General features: G+C 69.1%; 14 protein-coding genes and 1 tRNA gene. 10 read left to right on the top strand and 5 right to left on the bottom strand.

Annotated features, from left to right (window positions below):
* Positions 1–54: 54 nt before the first annotated feature.
* The 7 genes from ACIRF8_RS07445 to ACIRF8_RS07415 all read left to right on the top strand — a co-directional run bounded on the left by ACIRF8_RS07445 (position 55) and on the right by ACIRF8_RS07415 (position 7498).
* Positions 55–528, top strand: coding sequence for a PaaI family thioesterase (locus ACIRF8_RS07445; protein ID WP_404211779.1), 474 nt, complete (start codon positions 55–57; stop codon positions 526–528).
* A gap of 307 nt (positions 529–835) precedes the next feature.
* Positions 836–1453 carry a hypothetical protein gene (locus ACIRF8_RS07440; RefSeq protein ID WP_404211777.1) on the top strand — a complete coding sequence of 206 codons (618 nt, stop codon included), beginning with the start codon at positions 836–838 and terminating at the stop codon, positions 1451–1453.
* A 403-nt stretch (positions 1454–1856) separates the two neighbouring features.
* Positions 1857–3077, top strand: coding sequence for a branched-chain amino acid ABC transporter substrate-binding protein (locus tag ACIRF8_RS07435; protein ID WP_404211775.1), 1221 nt, complete (start codon positions 1857–1859; stop codon positions 3075–3077).
* Positions 3078–3190: 113 nt separating this feature from the next.
* Positions 3191–4123 (top strand): branched-chain amino acid ABC transporter permease, encoded by a 933-nt coding sequence (locus ACIRF8_RS07430; protein ID WP_404211773.1) that lies wholly within the window; start codon positions 3191–3193, stop codon positions 4121–4123.
* 5 nt (positions 4124–4128) lie between these two features.
* Positions 4129–5916, top strand: coding sequence for a branched-chain amino acid ABC transporter permease (locus tag ACIRF8_RS07425; protein WP_404211772.1), 1788 nt, complete (start codon positions 4129–4131; stop codon positions 5914–5916).
* Between the two features lie 5 nt (positions 5917–5921).
* Positions 5922–6785, top strand: a complete 864-nt coding sequence (locus ACIRF8_RS07420) for an ABC transporter ATP-binding protein (protein WP_404212335.1) — start codon at positions 5922–5924, stop codon at positions 6783–6785.
* Positions 6782–7498, top strand: coding sequence for an ABC transporter ATP-binding protein (locus tag ACIRF8_RS07415; protein WP_404211770.1), 717 nt, complete (start codon positions 6782–6784; stop codon positions 7496–7498). The genes ACIRF8_RS07420 and ACIRF8_RS07415 overlap by 4 nt, the downstream gene beginning before the upstream one ends.
* 89 nt (positions 7499–7587) lie before the next feature.
* On the opposite strand, the gene ACIRF8_RS07410 is transcribed toward ACIRF8_RS07415, so the two are convergent.
* Positions 7588–8244 (bottom strand): ANTAR domain-containing response regulator, encoded by a 657-nt coding sequence (locus ACIRF8_RS07410; RefSeq protein ID WP_404211768.1) that lies wholly within the window; start codon positions 8242–8244, stop codon positions 7588–7590.
* A 106-nt stretch (positions 8245–8350) separates the two neighbouring features.
* Here ACIRF8_RS07410 and ACIRF8_RS07405 point away from each other — a divergent pair.
* Together ACIRF8_RS07405 and ACIRF8_RS07400 are read left to right on the top strand one after the other, a co-directional pair.
* Positions 8351–8425 (top strand) — tRNA-Leu (locus ACIRF8_RS07405).
* Between the two features lie 345 nt (positions 8426–8770).
* Positions 8771–10708: an alkyl/aryl-sulfatase gene (locus tag ACIRF8_RS07400; protein ID WP_404211766.1), complete on the top strand. Its 1938-nt coding sequence runs from the start codon at positions 8771–8773 to the stop codon at positions 10706–10708.
* 62 nt (positions 10709–10770) lie between these two features.
* Here ACIRF8_RS07400 and pyk read toward each other — a convergent pair whose 3' ends face one another.
* Positions 10771–12207 carry a pyruvate kinase gene (gene pyk, locus ACIRF8_RS07395; RefSeq protein WP_404211764.1) on the bottom strand — a complete coding sequence of 479 codons (1437 nt, stop codon included), beginning with the start codon at positions 12205–12207 and terminating at the stop codon, positions 10771–10773.
* 154 nt (positions 12208–12361) lie between these two features.
* On the bottom strand, positions 12362–13072 hold the full coding sequence (locus ACIRF8_RS07390) for an SIMPL domain-containing protein (RefSeq protein WP_404211762.1): 711 nt from the start codon (positions 13070–13072) through the stop codon (positions 12362–12364).
* A 151-nt stretch (positions 13073–13223) separates the two neighbouring features.
* Between ACIRF8_RS07390 and ACIRF8_RS07385 the strand changes: the two genes are divergently transcribed.
* Positions 13224–15017: a bifunctional metallophosphatase/5'-nucleotidase gene (locus ACIRF8_RS07385; RefSeq protein WP_404211760.1), complete on the top strand. Its 1794-nt coding sequence runs from the start codon at positions 13224–13226 to the stop codon at positions 15015–15017.
* 5 nt (positions 15018–15022) lie between these two features.
* Here ACIRF8_RS07385 and ACIRF8_RS07380 read toward each other — a convergent pair whose 3' ends face one another.
* Both ACIRF8_RS07380 and ACIRF8_RS07375 read right to left on the bottom strand, forming a co-directional pair.
* A complete protein-coding gene (locus ACIRF8_RS07380; protein ID WP_404211758.1) occupies positions 15023–16450 on the bottom strand; it encodes a lysine N(6)-hydroxylase/L-ornithine N(5)-oxygenase family protein in 1428 nt (475 codons plus the stop codon).
* Positions 16447–17877 carry a pyridoxal phosphate-dependent decarboxylase family protein gene (locus ACIRF8_RS07375; protein WP_404211757.1) on the bottom strand — a complete coding sequence of 477 codons (1431 nt, stop codon included), beginning with the start codon at positions 17875–17877 and terminating at the stop codon, positions 16447–16449. Before ACIRF8_RS07375 ends, ACIRF8_RS07380 begins: the two co-directional genes overlap by 4 nt.
* Positions 17878–18043 lie beyond the last annotated feature (166 nt).

The following is an 18043-nucleotide window of genomic DNA, read 5'->3' as shown; positions in this document are numbered from 1 at the left end:
CGCAGGACAGGCAGCACAGGCAGCAAGCAGGCACGACGGACGGAGCCGGGCCCCATGGGCGAGCAGAACCACGTGAAGTTCCCGCAAGAGGTCATCGACGAGTACGCGACGCTCGGCGTCGACCTGCCCGCCCTCTTCTCCGCCGGGCACCTCGGCACCCGTATGGGCATCGAGGTGAAGGAGGCCTCCGCGGACCGTGTCGTCGGCACCATGCCGGTCGAGGGCAACACCCAGCCGTACGGGCTGCTGCACGGCGGCGCCTCCGCCGTCCTCGCCGAGACCCTCGGCTCCGTCGGCTCCATGCTGCACGGCGGCGCCGGCCGCCTCGCCGTCGGCGTCGACCTGAACTGCACGCATCACCGCAGCGCCCGCTCCGGCCTCGTCACCGGGGTCGCCACCCCCGTCCATCGCGGACGCACCACGGCCACGTACGAAATCGTCATCACCGACGAGCACGACAAGCGGGTCTGCACCGCCCGCCTGACCTGCGTCCTCAAGGACTCCCCCATGGCGCCGCCGGCAGCGTGAGCCCTCCGGCCCCGGCGCGCACGGTTCTCCTCGCGCCCGCCGGGCGCCCTGCTCACCGGGGACCGTCGCCCCGTCCATCGCGGACGCACCACGGCCACGTACGAAATCGTCATCACCGACGAGCACGGCAAGCGGGTCTGCACCGCCCGCCTGACCTGTGTCCTCAAGGACTCCCCCATGGCGCCGCCGGCAGCGTGAGCCCTCCGGCCCCGGCGCGCACGGTTCTCCTCGCGCCCGCCGGGCGCCATGCTCACCGGGGACCGTCGCCCCCGTTGCCGGAACCGCGCCCTCCGGCCTACCGTCCAGCATGACCGGCATCGGGCCCGTCGAGCCGTACGAACCCCCCGACGACCCTCTCCCCCTTCCCCGCCCCCGCACCGACACGCTGGACGCCAACACTCCGCGACTGTCCGAGCGTTGGGCCGCGCTGCCCGTCCGACGCCGCCGCGCCGCCCTGCTGCTCGTCTGCTGCGCCGCGGCCGTCGGCGCCCTGCTCGTCCTGCGCCCCACCTCCGGCGACACGACACCGCCCCCCTGGCCCGCGAGCGTCACGACCCTGCGCTACCACGGGCCCGGCACGGACAACGGCACGTTCCGGTTCACCCTGCACGTCACCCCGGGGAATGTCGTCACGGTCCATCAACTACAGCCGCAGAGCACTGAGTTCGGCTCGTCGACCACACCCCGGCTGCCTCTGAAGGTGGAGCCGCGAAGCCCTCGCCGCCTCACCGTCTGGCTCTCCGTCTACACCTGCACCGGCCTGCCGCCCGACGCGGCCCTGCACCGGCTCGACGCGGTTCTGCGCAACGAACGCGGCCGACAGCGCCGCACCTTCACCCTGGGCACCGCGTTCGCCGACGACCTGCGCGACTTCCTGTACGCCAACTGCGGCCCCGCGCTCCCTCCTGAACTCACACGACGGTAACAATGCGTGACCTCCGCCGTAAGAAGGCCGTGCACGCCCCACCGGCCACGCCCCGCGGTCCGGGCGGCCCTCACCCGCCACGAGCACACGGCCTCACGACACACATCCCGTAAGGACCAAGATCACCTCAAGTCCCATACCGGAACTGGGTGTTCTCACCATGTGAGCACATGCGTGCGCTCCACAAGCGTCCCAATCGTCCACACTGCGCCCCCTCGGACTCGCCCCGTCATAACAAGAGCGTCACAGCCTGCCCCCGGCAGCTCCCCCATCCCCTACCTGCGCTTATAGTCACGGCCAGTCACCGCGCCGCCGGGCGCGTCCATTGCACGGCCCCTGTACCACCAGTACGGCCCGGCGAGACCCACGGCCCCCGCCCCGGGGAGCCGCGCCAGGGAGAGGAATGATCGTGCGACACCGTTCTCTGCTCATACTCACCACCGTGCTCACCACCGGAGCACTCACGCTTACCGCCTGCGGATCGCGCGACGACAAGGGCAGTGACGACAGCGGCGGCAGCAACACCACGGTCGTGATCGGCGTCGACGCGCCCCTCACCGGCCAGAACTCCGCCACCGGCCTCGGCATCAAGTCCGGCGTGGAAATAGCCGTCAAGGACGCCAACGACAAGAAGCTCGTCCCCGGCGTCACCTTCAAGGTGTCCGCCCTCGACGACAAGGCCCTGCCGCCCACCGGCCAGCAGAACGCCTCGCAGCTCGTCGCCAACAAGGACGTCCTCGGCGTCGTCGGCCCCCTCAACTCCGGTGTCGCGCAGACCATGCAGAAGGTCTTCGCCGCCGCCGACCTCGTCGAGATCTCGCCGTCCAACACCGCCCCGGAACTCACACAGGGCAAGAACTGGGTCAGCGGCAGCAAGAAGCGCCCGTTCGACACGTACTTCCGCACCGCCATCACCGACGAGGTCCAGGGCGGCTTCTCCGCCGACTACGTCTACAAGACGCTCAAGAAGAAGAAGGTCTACGTCGTCGACGACAAGCAGACCTACGGCGCCGGTCTCGCCGGCATCTTCGCCAAGAAGTACAAGGAAGCGGGCGGCAAGGTCGTCGGCACCGACCACGTCAACGTCGGCGACAAGGACTTCGCCACCCTCGTCACCAAGGTGAAGAACTCGGGTGCCGAACTGCTCTACTACGGCGGGCAGTACGACGAGTCGCAGGTCCTCACCAAGCAGCTCAAGGACGCAGGGGCCAAGATCCCGCTCATGGGCGGTGACGGCATGTTCACCCCGACCTACATCAAGACCGCCGGCAAGGCCGCCGAAGGCGACCTCGTCACCTCCGTCGGCGTCCCCGTCGACACCCTGCCCGCCGCCAAGGAATTCATCGACAAGTACAAGGCCGGCAAGTACAAGGGCGACTACGGCACCTACGGCGGCTACTCCTACGACGCCGCCACCGCCATCATCAAGGCCGTCGGCAACGTCGTGAAGGACGGGAAGGTCCCCGCCGACGCCCGCAAGAAGGTCGTCGCCGAGGTCCAGAAGGTCAGCTTCGAGGGCATCGCAGGGCCCGTCGGCTTCGACGAGTACGGCGACACCAAGAACAAGACGCTCACCCTGTACCAGGCCACCAAGGGCGAGTGGAAGTCCGTCAAGACCGGCTGACCCACCCCACAGCACCACAACGCACCACGCAGGGCCGCGCGGCCACGACGACCCGTCACCGCGCGGCCCGACCTCTACCCCGTCACTCTCCGCACCCACATGGAGGCCATGCGGTGCACACTCTGCCGCAACAGCTGGCCAACGGGCTGATACTCGGCTCGATGTACGGGCTGATCGCCATCGGATACACGATGGTGTACGGCATCGTCCAGCTCATCAACTTCGCCCACGGCGAGATCTTCATGACGGGCGGCTTCGGCGCCCTCACCGTCTATCTAATCCTGCCCGGCGGCACCTCCATGTGGGTCGCCCTCCCCCTCATGCTGATCGGAGGCGGCCTCGTCGCCGTCCTCATCGCGGTGGGAGCCGAACGGTTCGCCTACCGACCACTGCGAGGCGCACCACGCCTGGCCCCGCTCATCACCGCGATCGGCCTCTCCCTCGCACTCCAGCAGGCCGTCTTCAACTGGTACCCCGAGGCCGACAACGCGCGGAAGTTCCCGCAACTCCCCGGCGGGCCCTTCAACATCACCGACAATCTCAAGATCCAGTCCGGTGAACTCTTCGTCCTCGTGGCGGCGCCCGTCTGCATGGCGGCCCTCGCCTTCTTCATCCGCACCTCGCGCACCGGCCGGGCCATGCAGGCCACCGCCCAGGACCCCGACACCGCGCAGCTCATGGGCATCGACACCAACCGCATCATCGTCATCGCCTTCGCCATCGGCGGCTTCTTCGCCGCCGTCGCCGGTGTCGCCTGGGGCTTCCGCGTCGGAAGCGTCAACTACGACATGGGCTTCGTCGCCGGACTCAAGGCCTTCACGGCAGCCGTCCTCGGCGGCATCGGCAACATCTACGGCGCCATGCTCGGCGGCATCGTCCTCGGCCTCGCCGAAGGACTCGCCACCGCCTACATCGCCGACATCCCCGGCATGGACCAGTTCGGCGGCCAGGGCTGGGCCTCCGTATGGGCCTTCGTCCTCCTCATCCTCGTCCTCCTGTTCAGGCCACAAGGCCTACTCGGAGAACGCGTAGCGGACAGGGCGTGAGCGGCATGACCGACACCACCGCCCCCTCCGCCGAGGGGACCCCGCTCATCCCGCTGCCCGCCGGCGCCGCCCGCATCCTCATCGCCGCGGGCGCCGTCGCCACCATGGCCAGCACCATGCTCGCCTGGACCTGGACCTCCGCCTTCCCCGGCGACCTCACCGTCAACGGCTACCCCGCGGGCCTCCAGCTCCTCACGCTCACCGGCGGCATCCTCACCCTCCTCTACTCCCTCACCCTGTGGAACGTACGAGGTCTGCGCTGGCTGAACCCGGCCCGCGCCACCAACCCCGTCTTCCTCATGGCGCTGGCCGCCTTCGCCGTCACCTGGTACACGGTCCTGGCCATCACCTTCGAGCTCGGCGGACTCGCCAACCTCGAACCCGGCGGCTTCGTCGCCGCCGTCGCCTCCGCGCTGCCCGTCGTCGGCGCGCTCGCGCTGCCCCGCCCCGGCGCCACCTGGAAGGCCTACTTCACCAAGGCCGACCACATCCCCCCGCCGACCGCCGTACCGCCCTGGGCCGAACGCGTCATCATCACCCTCGCGCTCGCCCTCGGCCTCGTCGTCTTCACGTACGGCATCGGCACACCCGACGACGAGTACGGCGAGACCTTCAGCGGTTTCATGCTGCTCGTCATCTTCGCCGCCTGGGCCCTCGTCAGCGCCGGACTCACCGACCGCTTCTCCGCCCTGAACGCCCGCCACAAGGGGTTCGCCACCTCCATGGCCTTCCTCGCCGCGGCCGTCTTCCCCTTCACGCAGTCCGAGGACCACAACGCCAACATCGGCGTCAACATCCTCATCTTCGCCACCGTCGCCCTCGGCCTGAACATCGTCGTCGGCCTCACCGGACTCCTCGACCTCGGCTACGTCGCCTTCCTCGGCGTCGGCGCCTACGCGGCCGCACTCGTCTCCGGCTCCGAGTACTCCCGCTTCTCCGGCACCCAACTCCCCTTCTGGGCAGCGGTACTCGTCGGCATGGGCGCCTCCCTCGTCTTCGGCGTCCTCATCGGCGCCCCCACCCTGCGGCTGCGCGGCGACTACCTCGCCATCGTCACCCTCGGCTTCGGGGAGATCTTCCGCATCGCCGTCAACAACCTCGACGGCTCCTCGGGCCCCGACATCACCAACGGCCCGAACGGCATCGCCAACATCCCCGACCTCGAGATCTTCGGGTTCAACTTCGGTATCCCGCACGACATCGGCAGCTTCACCCTCGGCCGTTTCGCCAACTACTTCCTGCTGATGCTCGTCTTCACGGCCATCGTCGTCCTCGTCTTCACCCGCGCCGCGGACTCCCGCATCGGCCGCTCCTGGGTCGCCATCCGGGAGGACGAGACCGCCGCCACCGCCATGGGCATCAACGGCTTCCGCGTCAAGCTCATCGCCTTCGCCCTGGGTGCCGCCCTCGCCGGCCTCGCCGGGACCGTCAGCGCCCATGTCAGCTACTCCGTCGTGCCGACGCCCTACCAGTTCGCCGGCGCCGCACCGCCCAACTCGGCGTTCCTGCTGGCGGCCGTCGTCCTCGGCGGCATGGGCACCGTGAGCGGCCCCCTCCTCGGCGCCAGCCTGCTCTATCTCATCCCCGAGAAGCTGAGCTTCCTCAAGAGCTACGAGCTCTTCGCGTTCGGCATCGCCCTCGTCCTCCTCATGCGCTTCCGCCCCGAGGGCATCATCGCCAACCGCCGACGCCAGCTCGAGTTCCACGAGACCGGCCAACTCGACATCCCCGAACAGCAGAGCCTGCCCGAAGGCACCATCGGCGCCACCAAGGCGACCAAGGCAGGGGCGTGACCACCATGACTCAGACCGTCCTCGAAGCCAGCAACGTCACCATGCGCTTCGGCGGCCTCACCGCCGTACGCTCCGTCGACCTCACCGTCGACGAAGGCGAGATCGTCGGCCTCATCGGCCCCAACGGTGCCGGGAAGACCACCTTCTTCAACTGCCTCACCGGCCTCTACATCCCCACCGAGGGCAAGGTCTCCTACAAGGGCTCCGTCCTTCCTCCCAAGCCCCACCTGGTCACCCAGGCCGGTATGGCCCGCACCTTCCAGAACATCCGGCTCTTCGCCAACATGACCGTCCTGGAGAACGTCCTCGTAGGCCGCCACACCCGCACCAAAGAAGGACTGTGGTCCGCCCTCCTGCGCGGCCCCGGCTTCAAGAAGGCCGAAGCCGCGTCCGAGGAACGCGCCATGGAACTCCTGGAGTTCATCGGCCTGGCCCACAAACGCGACCACCTCGCCCGCTCTCTCCCCTACGGTGAGCAGCGGAAACTGGAGATCGCGCGTGCCATGGCCAGCGAACCGGGCCTGCTCCTCCTCGACGAGCCCACGGCCGGCATGAACCCGCAGGAGACCCGCGCCACCGAGGAACTCGTCTTCGCGATCCGCGACAAAGGCATCGCCGTCCTCGTCATCGAGCACGACATGCGCTTCATCTTCAACCTGTGCGACCGCGTGGCCGTCCTCGTCCAGGGCGAGAAACTCGTCGAGGGCACCAGCGACGTCGTCCAGGGCGACGAACGCGTCATCGCCGCCTACCTCGGCACCCCCTTCGAAGGCGCCCCCGAGGACACCGCCCTCGAAGACGTCCAGGCGGCCGAGGCCCATGCCGCCGGAGGCGCGACAGAAGGCTCTTCGGAAGGAACCAACCAGTGACCGCCCTGCTGGAGGTCGAAGACCTCAAGGTCGCCTACGGCAAGATCGAAGCCGTCAAAGGCATCAGCTTCACCGTCGAGGAAGGCCAGGTCGTCACCCTCATCGGCACCAACGGTGCCGGTAAGACGACGACCCTGCGCACCCTCTCCGGCCTCCTCAAGCCCCTCAGCGGCAAGATCACGTTCAACGGGCACCCGCTGACCGGCCTCCCCGCCCACAAGATCGTCGCCCTGGGTCTCGCCCACTCCCCCGAGGGGCGCCGCATCTTCCCGCGCCTGTCGATCATGGAGAACCTGCAACTCGGCGCGTTCCTCCGCAAGGACCAGGCGGGGATAGAGAAGGACCTCCAGCGCGCCTACGATCTCTTCCCCATCCTCGGCGAGCGCCGGAAGCAAGCGGCCGGAACCCTCTCCGGCGGCGAACAGCAGATGCTCGCCATGGGCCGCGCCCTCATGTCCCAGCCCAAGCTGCTCATGCTGGACGAGCCCTCCATGGGCCTCTCCCCCATCATGATGCAGAAGATCATGTCGACCATCGTCGAGCTGAAGTCCCAGGGCACGACGATCCTCCTCGTCGAGCAGAACGCCCAGGCGGCCCTCTCCCTCGCCGACCGGGGCCACGTCATGGAGGTCGGCTCCATCGCCCTCTCCGGCACCGGGCAGGACCTCCTGCACGACGAATCCGTACGCAAGGCGTACCTCGGAGAGGACTGAGCCGAGCGCCGCACCCGTACGCGCATGAGGCCCGCACCCCATCGGGGCGCGGGCCTCAGCCGAAAAACGCGGACTCGGGTCGTAGGGGTCTAGCCCTTCGACGCCTTCTTCTCCGCGGCGTCCTCGATCACGGCCTCGGCGACCTGCTGCATCGAGAGCCGGCGGTCCATCGACGTCTTCTGGATCCAGCGGAACGCCGCCGGCTCGGTCAGCCCGTACTCGGTCTGCAACACCGACTTCGCGCGGTCCACCAGCTTCCGCGTCTCCAACCGCTGCGTGAGGTCCGCGACCTCCTTCTCCAGCGTCTTCAGCTCCGTGAACCGCGACACCGCCATCTCGATGGCCGGCACCACGTCACTCTTGCTGAACGGCTTCACCAGATACGCCATCGCACCCGCGTCCCGCGCCCGCTCCACCAGGTCACGCTGCGAGAACGCGGTCAGCATCAGCACCGGCGCGATCGACTCCTCCGCGATCTTCTCGGCCGCGCTGATGCCGTCCATCTTCGGCATCTTCACATCGAGGATCACCAGGTCGGGCCGGTGCTCACGAGCCAGCTCGACGGCCTGCTCACCGTCACCGGCCTCGCCCACGACGGTGTAGCCCTCTTCCTCGAGCATCTCTTTGAGGTCGAGGCGGATCAGGGCCTCGTCCTCGGCGATGACGACACGGGTCGTCAGCGGCGGGACGTGCGACTTGTCGTCGTCGGCGGCGTCTAGGGGCTGGGGCGACTCGGGGGCGGTCACGGGGGCGCTCCTTGGTTATGCAGGGCGGGGGTACTGCTCCCAAGAGCCTACCTAGCTGCGGTAAGGTGGTCGGGCAGCGGGTCAGGGGAAACCTTTGATTCGGTGGGCCCCGGTAGCCCAATTGGCAGCAGGCAATGGATTCAAAACCCATACAGTGTCGGTTCGAGTCCGACCCGGGGCACTTTTCCTTCGAATCGAAGGCTTGGAATCAGAAGCGGATGCTCACGTTCTCGTGAACATCCGCTTTTTGCTGCGTGCCGCGCCCCCCGATCTCACAGGGTGCCCAGACGTCCACCCATGGGGAGCGCAAGCGCTACGAATACCCCCGGTACTTCTTCACCGAACAAGTCGCCCTGCCGGACCTCCACGTAGGACCGACGTACTGACCCACCCGCAATATGACCCGTCACACCACTCCCGCCCGCCCCCTGGGAACCACCCCAATTCCCCGGCGGGACCTTGACCGGCCCATCCCCCTCCCCCGATGTTCGGGATCACACCCGCCCCGTCGTCCGAAGAGGTACGCATGAGCCCGATCAACCGGCGTCACTTCGTCGCCGCCGCCGCAGGGGCCGCCGCGGCGGCCGTGGCTGTGAGCCCCCGGTCCGCGTTCGCCGCAAGCTCGGGCGGGAGCACTGGCGCGGCGGACGACGGTGGCCCGGACTTCGATGACACCGCCGATTTCCGGGATGCCGACAGGGGCTTCGTCGCGGCGCTGACGCCCGGCGTCGTGAAGAACGCGGCGGGGAAGGTCGTCTGGGACAACGACGCCTATGACTTCCTGAAGGGCGAGGCACCGGCGACGGTCAGCAAGAGCCTGTGGCGGCAGTCCCGGCTGGCGAGCAAGCAGGGGCTGTACAAGGTCACCGACCGGATCTACCAGGTCCGCGGCCTCGATCTGTCGAACATGACGATCGTCGAGGGCGACACAGGGCTCATCGTCATCGACCCCCTCATATCCGCCGAGACGGCCGCCGCCGCGCTGAAGCTGTACCGGGACCACCGGGACGCCGCCGGCAAGAAGGTCGCGGCGCTGATCTACACGCACCCGCACGTGGATCACTTCGGCGGCGCGTACGGCGTACTGCCGGACGGGGCCGGTGACGTACCCGTCGTCGCGCCGGAGGGGTTCCTGGAGCACGCGGTGTCGGAGAACGTGTACGCCGGTACGGCGATGACGCGGCGCTCCGGGTACATGTACGGCGCGCATCTGCCCACGTCGGCCCGGGGGCAGGTCGGTTGTGGTCTCGGGCAGAACGTGTCGCTGGGGACGGTGGGGCTGCTCCCGCCCACCCTGAGCATCACGCGGACCGGACAGGTCGAGACGCTCGACGGGGTGCGGATCGAGTTCCAGATGACGCCGGGGACCGAGGCCCCTGCCGAGATGAACTTCGTCTTTCCCGAGCTGCGCGCGGTGTGCATGGCGGAGAACGCGACGCACACGATGCACAACATCATCACCTTGCGCGGTGCGCAGGTGCGGGACGCGCGGGAGTGGGCGCACCACCTCGGCGAGTCGATCGAGTTGTTCGCCGGGCGGGTGGATGTGGCGTTCGCGTCGCACCACTGGCCGACCTGGGGCGGGGACGAGATCACCGAGCTGCTGTCGGAGCAGCGGGACCTGTACGCGTACATGCATGATCAGACGTTGCGGATGATCAATACGGGGATGACGGGGCGCGAGATCGCCGAGGAGATCACGCTGCCGCCCGCGCTCGAAGGCTGGGCGAACCGGGGTTACTACGGCTCCCTCAGCCATAACGTGAAGGGCATCTACCAGCGGTACATGGGGTGGTTCGATGCGAATCCGGCGCATCTGTGGGAGCACACCCCGGTGAACGAGGCGAAGCGGTACGTGAAGGCGCTGGGTGGGCGCTCGGCCGCGGTGGCGAAGGCGAAGGCGTTCGCGCGGGACGGGGATCTGCGGTTCGCGGCGACGCTGCTGAACCATGTGGTCTTCGCCGAGCCCGAGTATCGAAGGGCGAAGGTCGAACTCGCCGCCGTCTACACGAAGTTGGGGTACGCCTCGGAGAACGCGGTGTGGCGGAACTTCTATCTCACCGGGGCGCTGGAGTTGACGGACGGGGTGAAGCCGGGTGATTCCACGACGGCCGGTCCGACGATGATGACGGCGCTCGGCGTGGACCAGCTCATCGATTCCGTGGCGATCCGGGTCAATGGCCCGAAGGCGTGGAACCTACGGATCCGGATGGACTGGAGTTTCCCCGCGCTGGGCGTCGTCTATCACCTGACGCTGCGAAACGGCGTGTTGACGTACCGGAGTGACACGAAGGCCGACAGCGGTGCGGGGGTCACGCTGACCATGACGAAGCCGCAGTTGCTCGCTCTCCTCGGTGGGAAGGGGCTGGGCGACATCACGGTGGAGGGCGACGCGGCGCTGTTGCAGAAGCTGTTGGCCGTGGTGGAGAAGCCCGATCCGAATTTCGCGATCGTGACGCCGTGAGGGTGCGGCGAGGGGCCGCTCCCGGTGCGGTGGGAGCGGCCCCGAGTCGGTGGACGTCGGCTCTACTCGGGTGAGTCGTCCTCACCGATGTGATGGATGCGGACGAGGTTGGTGGAGCCCGCGACGCCGGGCGGCGAACCGGCCGTGATGACGACGGTGTCGCCCTTCTCGCAACGGCCGATCTTCAGGAGTTGTTCGTCGACCTGGGCGACCATGGCGTCGGTGGAGTCGACGTGCGGGCCGAGGAAGGTCTCGACGCCCCAGGTGAGGTTGAGCTGGGCGCGGGTGGCCGCGTCCGGGGTGAAGGCCAGCAGGGGGATCGGGGAGCGGTAGCGGGAGAGGCGCTTGACCGTGTCGCCGGACTGGGTGAAGGCGACGAGGAACTTGGCGCCCAGGAAGTCGCCCATCTCGGCTGCGGCGCGGGCGACGGCGCCGCCCTGGGTGCGGGGCTTGTTGCGTTCGGTCAGCGGCGGGAGACCCTTGGCGAGGATGTCCTCCTCCGCGGCTTCGACGATGCGACCCATGGTCTTGACGGTCTCGACGGGGTATTTGCCGACGCTGGTCTCGCCCGACAGCATGACGGCGTCGGTGCCGTCGATGACGGCGTTGGCCACGTCGCTCGCCTCGGCCCTGGTCGGACGCGAGTTGTCGATCATCGAGTCGAGCATCTGGGTGGCGACGATGACCGGTTTGGCGTTGCGCTTGGCGAGTTTGATGGCGCGCTTCTGCACGATCGGGACCTGTTCGAGGGGCATCTCGACGCCGAGGTCGCCGCGGGCCACCATGATGCCGTCGAACGCGGCGACGATGTCGTCGATGTTGTCGACGGCCTGGGGCTTCTCCACCTTGGCGATGACGGGGAGGCGGCGGCCCTCCTCGGTCATGATGCGGTGGACGTCCTCGATGTCGCGTCCGCTGCGGACAAAGGAGAGCGCGATGACGTCGGCGCCGATGCGCAGGGCCCAGCGGAGGTCCGCCTCGTCCTTGTCGGAGAGCGCGGGGACGGAGACGGCGACGCCGGGCAGGTTGAGGCCCTTGTGGTCGGAGACCATGCCGCCCTCGACGACCTGGGTGCGGACGCGGGGGCCGTCGACCCCGGTGACCTGGAGGCTGACCTTGCCGTCGTCGACGAGGATGCGTTCGCCGGGGGTGACGTCCTCGGCGAGGCCGCTGTAGGTGGTGCCGCAGCACCGGCGGTCGCCTTCGACGCCCTCTTCGACGGTGATGGTGAACTCGTCGCCGCGTTCAAGTAGTACGGGACCTTCGCGGAAGCGGCCGAGGCGGATCTTCGGACCTTGAAGGTCGGCGAGGATCCCGACACTGCGACCGGTCTCGTCGGCGGCCTTTCGCACGCGCTGGTAGCGCTCCTCGTGCTCGGCGTAGGTGCCGTGGCTGAGGTTGAAGCGGGCTACGTCCATTCCGGCCTCGACGAGTGCCTTGATCTGCTCGTACGAGTCGGTGGCGGGGCCCAGGGTACAGACGATCTTTGCTCGGCGCATGGTTCGAGCCTAGGGCTTACCGGCGGGTAGAGAATTGGCTGAGGGCGACTACTCAACAACCTTTGCGTGAAGGGCTATTGACAAACATCGCCAAGTTTTGAATATGCGCGCCGCGGCGCTCTGATGAGCGTGCATATGCCCTGGGGTCGGGCGGTCAGAGGGTCGGGGGGTGAAGGGTGAAACCGGCGTTGACGGCAGCCTGGACCTGTTGGCGCTGGGGTTCGAGGTCGAGCACAGGGACCGGGTCGTCGGCGCCGTCCGCGGCACGGGCGGCGCGGAACAGGCCGCGGCTGCCCTCGTGCGACATCCAGGCGGGCGCGTCGGCGCCGGTGTCGGTGAGGTCGACGAGGGCGGCGAGGGTGGTGCCGAGGGCTTCGGCGTACTCGCGGGCGCGCTGGACGGCGTCGTGGACGGCCTGCCTGCGGGCCCGGGCGTGGACCGGTGAGGTGGGGCGCAGCGACCACCAAGGGCCGTCGACGCGGGTGAGGTCGAGGTCGGCGAGGCGCGTGGTGAGTTCGCCGAGAGCGGTGAAGTCGCTGAGTTCCGCGGTGATGTGGACGCGGCCGTGGTAGGTGCGGACGCGTTCGCCACGGCCGTGTTTGGTGAATTCGGGGGTGAGGGAGAAGGCGCCGGTCTCCAGTTTCTCGACGGCTTCGCCGTAGCCCTTGATGAGGTCGAGGACGGTGGTGTTGCGGCGGGTCAGGTCGTCGAGGGTGGTGCGGCGGTCGGTGCCGCGGGCTTGGGTGGTGATGCCGATGCGGGCGAGTTCGGGTTCGGCTTCGAGGTGTGCTTCGCCGCGGACGGCGAGGCGCGGGGCGTCGGGGGTTCCGGAGGAACGGCTGGAGTTCTGGTCGTCGTCGGGCATGGGACCCACTGTGGCACTGCCCGGGTTCGGCGGCAGGTCACCAGATCGAAACCTGGCAGGGGTGTTGCGGGCGGCGTCGGCTGGGCCAGAATCTACGCGCGTCGCCAATGTTCTCCCTCGTACGCACGTCGCGAAGGTCAGGAGCTTTCCCATGCCGTTGAACCGCAGATCCTTCCTGGGCAGGTCCGCCGCGACCGGTGCCGGTGTCGCCCTCACCGGTGCCGTGGCGGCGCCGCCCGCCGAGGCGGCGCGGGGAAACCGGCGGAAGCGGTACGCGTTCACCGTCATGGGCACGACCGATCTGCACGGTCACGTCTTCAACTGGGACTACTACAAGGACGCCGCGTACACGGACGCGGCGGGCAACGCGCAGGGTCTGTCGCGGATCTCGACGCTGGTGAAGCAGGTGCGCGAGGAGAAGGGCCGCGGGAACACGCTCCTGATCGACGCGGGTGACACGATCCAGGGCACGCCGCTGACGTACTACTTCGCGCGCGTGGAGCCGATCACCGCCAAGAACGGTCCGGTGCATCCGATGGCGCAGGCGATGAACGCGATCGGGTACGACGCGGCGGCGCTCGGCAACCACGAGTTCAACTACGGCATCGAGACGCTGCGCAAGTTCGAGTCGCAACTGAGGTTCCCGCTGCTCGGGGCGAACGCGGTGGACGCGAAGACGGAGAAGCCGGCGTTCCGGCCGTACGTCATCAAGAAGCTGCGCACCCCGCACGGCAAGGACGTGAAGGTGGCGATCCTGGGGCTGACGAACCCGGGAATCGCGATCTGGGACAAGGCGTACGTGCAGGGCAAGCTGAAGTTCCCGGGGATCGAGGAGCAGGCGGCGCTGTGGGTGCCGAAGCTGCGGTCGATGGGCGCGGACGTGGTGATCGTGTCGGCGCACACGGGCGCGTCGGGCACGTCGTCGTGGGGCGACCAGTTGCCGTACGTGGAGAACGCGGCGGCGAACGTGGCGGCGAAGGTGCCGGGGATCGACGCGATCCTGGTCGGCCACGCGCATGTGGAGATCGAGCAGCAGGTGGTGACGAACGAGAGGACCGGCAAGCCGGTCGTGCTGGCGGAGCCGCTGTGTTACGCGGAGCGCCTGGCTCTCTTCGACTTCGAGCTGGTGTGGGAGAAGGGCCGCTGGTCGGTCGAGTCGGTGCGGTCGAAGCTGCTGAACTCGGCCTCGGTGGCGGACGACCCGAAGATCACGAAGCTGCTCGCGGACGAGCACGCGCTGGTCGTGAAGTACGTGAACCAGGTGGTGGGTACGGCGAGGACGACGCTGACCACGGTGGATGCCCGCTACAAGGACGCGCCGATCATCGACCTGATCAACAAGGTGCAGGCCGATGTGGTGACGGAGGCGCTGAAGTCGACGCAGTACGCGTCGTTGCCGGTGCTGTCGCAGGCGTCGCCGTTCTCGCGGACGTCGGAGATCCCGGCGGGCGAGGTGACGATCCGCGATCTGTCGAGCCTGTACGTGTACGACAACACGCTGGTCGCGAAGTTGCTGACGGGCGCGCAGGTACGGGCGTACCTGGAGTACTCGGCGCAGTACTTCGTGCAGACGCCGGCGGGCGCCGCGGTCGACGTCGAGAAGCTGACCAACGCGGGGAACCGGCCGGACTACAACTACGACTACGTGTCGGGGCTGACGTACGACATCGACATAGCGCAGCCGGCGGGTTCGCGGATCAGGAACGTGAAGTTCGGCGGGGTGGAGCTGGACGACGCGGCTCGGTTCGTGTTCGCCGTGAACAACTACCGGGCGAACGGTGGTGGCGCCTTCCCGCACGTGGCGTCTGCGCCTGAGCTGTGGTCGGAGTCGACGGAGATCCGGACGCGGATCGCGGAGTGGGTGACGGCGAAGGGCGTCCTGGACCCGGCCGACTTCGCGTCGGTGGACTGGCGCCTCACGCGGGACGGGACGCCGGTGTTCTAACGGCTCTACCCCTGGAGCCTGATGAGGTGGCCGCGCTCTCCGTCCGGGTGTCCTGGGCGGGGGGCGCGGCTTTCGTGGGCGAGGCCGAAGGTGGTGAAGGCGGTGCGGCGGGGCTGGGGGTAGGGCTCTTTGCCGGTCAGGGTGTTGAGGATGGTGGCGCTGCGCCAGGCGGCGAGCCCGAGGTCGGGGGCGCCGACGCCATGGGTGTGGCGTTCGGCGTTCTGGACGTGGACGGCGCCTTGCACGGAGGGGTCGAGGACGAGGCGGAACTGCTCGTCGACGCGGGGGCGTCCGGCGCTGTCGCGGCGGAGGTAGGGGTCGAGTCCGGTGAGGAGTTGGTCGAGGGGTCGTTCCTTGTAGCCGGTGGCGAGGACGACGGCGTCGGTGGTGAGGCGGGAGCGGGTGCCCTGGCGGCGGTGTTCGAGGTGGAGCTCGACCTTGGTGGTGGCGACGCGGCCCGCGGTGCGGACGCTGACGCCGGGGGTGAGGGTGGCGTCGGGCCAGCCGCCGTGGAGGGTGCGCCGGTAGAGCTCCTCGTGGATGGCGGCGATGGTGTCGGCGTCGATGCCCTTGTGGAGTTGCCATTGGGCAGGGACGAGGTGGTCGCGTTCGGCCTCGGGGAGGTGGTGGAAGTAGTGGGTGTAGTCGGGCGTGAAGTGTTCGAGGCCGAGCTTGGAGTACTCCATCGGCGCGAAGGCTTCGGTGCGGGCGAGCCAGTGGATTCTTTCGCGTCCTGCGGGGCGGGCGCGGAGCAGGTCGAGGAAGATCTCGGCGCCGGACTGTCCTGAGCCGATGACGGTGATGTGTTCGGCGGTGAGCAGGCTCTCGCGGTGGGCGAGGTAGTCGGCGGAGTGCACGACGGGCACGGTGGGGGCGTCGGCGAGGGGCCTGAGGGGTTCGGGGACGTAGGGCTCGGTGCCGATGCCGAGGGTGACGTTCTTGGTGTAGGTGCGGCCGAGGGCCTCGGCTTCTCCGTCGGCGTCGAGCTGCGTGTAGTCGACTTCGAAGAGGGCGCGTTCGGCGTTCCAGCGGACGGCGTCGACCTGGTGGGAGAAGTGCAGGCCGGGCAGGTTCTCGCTGACCCAGCGGCAGTAGGCGTCGTACTCGGCGCGCTGGATGTGGAACTGCTCGGCGAAGTAGAAGGGGAAGAGGCGTTCGCGGGTCTTGAGGTAGTTGAGGAAGGTCCAGTGGCTGGTGGGGTCGGCGAGGGTCACCAGGTCGGCGAGGAACGGGACTTGGAGGGTGGCGCCGTCGATGAGGAGGCCGGGGTGCCAGTGGAAGGCGGGGCGCTGGTCGTAGAAGGCGGTGTCGAGTTCGGTGAGGGGGTGGGCGAGGGCGGCGAGGGAGAGGTTGAAGGGGCCGATGCCGATGCCGACGAGGTCGCGGGGGGCTTCGGCGGGCCGGGTGGGACGCGAGGCTGACGCAGCGGTCATCGGGGCGTGTGTCCTTCCACCAGTTTCAGGAGGGCGGCGAGGTCGCCCGGTTCGGTGTGCGGGTTGAGCAGGGTCGCTTTGAGCCAGAGGGTGCCGTCGTCGGTGCGGGCGCGGCCGAGGACGGCGCGGCCTTCGGTGAGCAGGGCGCGGCGGGTCTCGGCGATGGTGTGGTCGTCGGCGTCGCGGGGGCGGAAGAGGACGGTGGAGAGGGTCGGGGTGTCGTAGAGCTCGAGAGCGGGGTGTGCGTCGACGAGTGCGGCCAGGTGGTGGGCGAGGGCGACGACCTGGTCGGTGAGGGCGCCGAGTCCGGTGCGGCCGAGGGCTTTGAGGGTGACGGCGATCTTGAGGATGTCGGGGCGGCGGCTGGTGCGCAGGGAGCGGCCGAGGAGGTCGGGGAGGCCGGCTTCGGTGTCGTCGTCGGCGTTGAGGTAGTCGGCCTGGTGGGTCAGGGCGCGCAGGTCGGTGGGGTGGCGTACGGCGAGGAGTCCGGCGGCGACGGGCTGCCAGCCGAGTTTGTGCAGGTCGAGGGTGACGGTGTGGGCGCGGTGGAGGCCGTCGAGGCGGTGGCGGTGGCGGGCGCTGAAGAGGAGGCCCGCTCCGTAGGCGGCATCGATGTGGAGGCGCGCTCCGTGGCGCTCGCAGACGTCGGCGATCTCGGGGAGCGGGTCGATGAGGCCGGCGTCGGTGGTGCCTGCGGTGGCGGTGACGAGCTTGGTGCCGGGCAGGTCGGTGAGGGCTTCGTCGAGGGCGGCGGGGTCGAGCGTGCCGCCCGGAGCGGGAACGGCGAGGGGCTCGGGGAGGCCGAGGAGCCAGGCGGCGCGGGCGAGGCTGTGGTGGGCGTTGGTGCCGACGAGGAGGTGGAGCGGGCCGGGGTGGGCGGTCGTCTCACGGGCGAGCAGCACGGCGAGCTGGTTGGCCTCGGTCCCCCCGGTGGTGACGAGCGCGTCGCCGCTCGGTCCTGGAGCGTCACCGGGGGCCGAGGGCTCGTTCGGGGTGTGGGGGGCGCCGTAGATCTCTCGGGTGAGGGTGGCGGTGACCAGGTCTTCCAGGGCGGAGGCGGCGGGTGCCTGGTCCCAGGAGTCCATGGAGGGGTTGAGGGCGCTCGCCGCCAGGTCGGCGGCGGTGGCGACGGCGAGCGGGGGGCAGTGCAGGTGGGCGGCGCAGAGCGGGTCGGCGGGGTCGGCGGCGCCTTCGGTGAGTGCGGTGACGAGGGTGCGCAGGGCGTCCTCGGCGCCGGTCCCGTGTTCGGGCAGCAGGGTTCCCGCTCGGACGCGCAGTTGGGTGGCGACGGAGTGGGGGCCGCCTGCGGGGAGGGGGCCCGCGCGGCGGCCGGCGCCGTCGTGGAGGGCGTCGAGGACGGTGTCGAGCAGGGGCCGCAGGGCGTCGGGGCCGTGGATGCCTCCGGCGAGGGGCGGGGTGCTGCTCATGGGCGTCCTTCGGGTCCGTGACAGGTGGGCGGGCAGGGGCCACAGGGCCGTGCTCGTTCAGTCTTGGACGTTCCCGAAGGGCGTGTTCGGTGATTCGGGGGGAGGAAGACCCGAAAGGGGGATTCCTCTGCGGGGCGCGGGGGTTGGTGGTGTATAGGGCGGCCGG

Origin of the sequence: Streptomyces sp. NPDC102406, assembly GCF_044765725.1 — a bacterium.
GTDB lineage: Bacteria > Actinomycetota > Actinomycetes > Streptomycetales > Streptomycetaceae > Streptomyces.
The sequence above is the reverse complement of the archived record's forward strand: the minus strand, read 5'-3'. Positions and strand labels throughout refer to the sequence as shown.